Origin of the sequence: Corynebacterium sp. HMSC078A10 (assembly GCF_001811565.1) — a bacterium.
In the GTDB taxonomy this organism is placed as follows: domain Bacteria; phylum Actinomycetota; class Actinomycetes; order Mycobacteriales; family Mycobacteriaceae; genus Corynebacterium; species Corynebacterium hesseae.
The window spans coordinates 1-1,123 of record NZ_KV805187.1 but is presented as its reverse complement, the minus strand read 5'-3'; the positions used below and the strand labels follow the sequence as shown (position 1 = coordinate 1,123).

3 protein-coding genes are annotated in these 1,123 nt (G+C 60.1%); all 3 read left to right on the top strand.

Annotation, left to right across the window (positions count from 1 at the left end; translation table 11 throughout):
* Positions 1-79 precede the first annotated feature (79 nt).
* On the top strand, positions 80-292 hold the full coding sequence (locus HMPREF2808_RS02725; RefSeq protein ID WP_011116987.1) for a glutaredoxin family protein: 213 nt from the start codon (positions 80-82) through the stop codon (positions 290-292).
* A 22-nt stretch (positions 293-314) separates the two neighbouring features.
* Entirely contained in the window at positions 315-818 is a 504-nt protein-coding gene (locus HMPREF2808_RS02720; protein WP_011116986.1) for a DnaB-like helicase N-terminal domain-containing protein, read from the top strand.
* Between the two features lie 77 nt (positions 819-895).
* Positions 896-1,123: hypothetical protein (locus tag HMPREF2808_RS02715; RefSeq protein ID WP_141752574.1), on the top strand; the 228-nt coding region annotated here is incomplete at its 3' end.

Sequence of the window (1,123 nt, the reverse complement as noted above, 5' to 3'; positions counted from 1 at the left end):
TCTTGCCATATGTTAAAACATATGTTAAACTAGAGGCATACCGTGACGGAAGGCAACACTCGACCAGAAAGGAGCAGACATGCTCACCATCTACACCAAACCCGGATGCCACCCCTGCCGACTGACCATCAAAACCGCCAACAAACTCGGCCTCAACTACCAAGAAAAACCCGCCAAAGAACACACCGGCTACCTCGCCACCCTCGGCCACGCCAGCGCCCCCGTCATCGTCGACGAAGCCGGCAACAGCTTCTCCGGCTTCCGCCCCGACAAACTACGCCAAGCCGCATAACCCACAAAGCAAGGAGCACCCCATGGCCCAGGACACTGCCGAGACCATCAGCGCCACCATCACCGTCACCAACTCCGAAGCCTGCCTCATCTCCGCCATGCTCACCAGCGGCGACAAAGACACCATCGCCACCATCACCGACAAACTCGACCCCGCAGACTTCGCCAACACCCTACTGGCGAGAATCTTTGCCACCCTACAAGAACTCGTCAACGACAGCCGCCCCACCGACGCCTCCACCGTCCTCAACACCCTCCAAGCCAAAGGCAACCGCGACGGACTCGCCGACGACCAACACCACATCATGACAGAACTGGTCACCCTCAAAATCGTCGACCTCCACCTCGCCGACTACGCCCGCCAAGTAGCCAGCACCAGCTACCGCCGCCAATACCTCCACATGACCGAACAACTCCGCCACGCCGCCGAACACGCCCCCGAAGCCGAACTACTCGACATCATGATCAACCACGGCATAGGCCAACGCAAAGCCTGGCAACGCTACCAAGACATCACCACACTCTAAGCCCAGCAGGGTGTGCACACCCCGCCGATACGATCAAAAGCGTCCTCGAAGTTTCAACCGAAAGGAAGCTTGCCGCCATGGCCTCATACACCCTCGCCGCCTTCACTCTCGCCGCCCTCCTGGCCTTGACGATCCTCGCCCTCAGCGACGCTAATGAGCGCGCGGACATCGCCCTCTTCGGCCTGGCCGTCCCGGCTGTGTTCTGGACAGTCCCACCCGTCGTGCTCCGACTGACGGGATACTCCGCATCCGAAACTGTCTTCTTTATCGCCCTAGCAACCGCGGGGTTTTGGGTCCTGCTGGCC